The following is a 1,623-nucleotide window of genomic DNA, read 5'->3' on the forward strand; positions in this document are numbered from 1 at the left end:
GCCTGGCGCCCCTGGGCGAGCTGGTCGCACTCGACTTCGACAGCACCGATTTCAACGCCGACTTCAGCCGGCCGGAGCAACTGGCCGAGACGGTACTGAAGGTTCGTCCCGACGTGATCGTCAATGCGGCGGCGCACACGGCGGTCGACAAGGCCGAGAGCGAGCCGGACTTCGCGCGCAAGCTCAACGCCACCTCCCCGGGGATCGTGGCCGAGGCGGCCCAGCAGATCGGTGCGCTGATGGTTCATTACTCGACCGACTACGTCTTCGACGGCAGCGGCACCCGCCCCTGGAAGGAAGACGACGCGACCGGCCCGCTCAGCGTGTACGGGCGCACCAAGCTCGAAGGCGAGCAACTGGTGGCGCAGAACTGCGCGAAGCACCTGATCTTCCGTACCAGCTGGGTGTATGCGGCCCGCGGAGGCAACTTCGCCAAGACGATGCTGCGGCTGGCGAAGGAACGCGAGAAGCTGACCGTCATCGACGATCAATTTGGCGCGCCCACGGGTGCGGAGCTGCTGGCCGATATCACGGCGCATGCCATCCGGGCGACGCTGCAGGACCCGGCCAAGGCCGGTCTCTATCACGCCATCGCCGGCGGCGAGACCAGCTGGCATGGCTATGCGCGCTTCGTGATCGAGCAAGCCAAGGCGGCGGGTGTCGAGCTCAAGGCTGGCCCGGATGCCGTCGAGGCCGTGCCGACCAGCGCCTTCCCGACCCCGGCCAAGCGCCCGCACAACTCGCGCCTGGACACCACCAAGCTGCAGGCCACTTTCGGCCTGCGCCTGCCGCCCTGGCAGGAAGGCGTCGCGCGCATGCTGCGCGAGATTCTTTGAACTTCCACGAGAAAAAGAACATGACCACGACAACGCAACGCAAAGGCATCATCCTGGCCGGTGGCTCGGGCACCCGGCTGCACCCCGCGACCCTGGCGCTCAGCAAGCAGCTGCTGCCGGTGTACGACAAGCCGATGATCTACTACCCGCTGAGCACCTTGATGCTGGGCGGCATGCGGGACATCCTGATCATCAGCACGCCGCAGGACACGCCGCGATTCCAGCAGTTGCTAGGCGATGGGAGCCAGTGGGGGATCAACCTGCAGTACGCGGTGCAGCCCAGCCCGGATGGCTTGGCGCAGGCGTTCATCATCGGGGACAAGTTCGTGGGCAATGATCCCAGCGCGCTGGTGCTGGGGGACAACATCTTCTATGGGCATGATTTCGTGCACCTGCTGTCCGATGCGGACACACAGACCTCCGGGGCCACGGTGTTCGCATACCACGTGCAGGACCCCGAGCGCTACGGCGTCGTGGCCTTCGATGCCAAGGGCAAGGCCAGCAGCATCGAGGAGAAGCCACTCAAGCCCAAGAGCAACTACGCAGTGACGGGGTTGTACTTCTACGACAACCAGGTGGTCGACATCGCGAAGGCCGTCAAACCCAGTGCACGCGGAGAGTTGGAGATCACCGCGGTGAACCAAGCCTATCTCGACCGCGACCAGTTGAATGTGCAGATCATGCAGCGCGGCTACGCATGGCTGGATACAGGCACGCACGACAGCCTGTTGGAGGCGGGGCAGTTCATCGCGACGCTGGAGCATCGGCAGGGGCTGAAGATCGCTTG

2 protein-coding genes are annotated in these 1,623 nt (G+C 65.0%); both read left to right on the forward strand.

What is annotated here, in order from left to right; translation table 11 throughout:
• Positions 1–2: 2 nt before the first annotated feature.
• Positions 3–836 carry a dTDP-4-dehydrorhamnose reductase gene (gene rfbD, locus ACSFBF_RS35990; protein ID WP_435475169.1) on the forward strand — a complete coding sequence of 278 codons (834 nt, stop codon included), beginning with the start codon at positions 3–5 and terminating at the stop codon, positions 834–836.
• 20 nt (positions 837–856) lie between these two features.
• Positions 857–1,623: glucose-1-phosphate thymidylyltransferase RfbA (rfbA, locus tag ACSFBF_RS35995; protein ID WP_435475171.1), on the forward strand; the 767-nt coding region annotated here is incomplete at its 3' end.

This window comes from Variovorax nivicola (assembly GCF_051216475.1).
In the GTDB taxonomy this organism is placed as follows: Bacteria; Pseudomonadota; Gammaproteobacteria; order Burkholderiales; family Burkholderiaceae_C; genus Variovorax.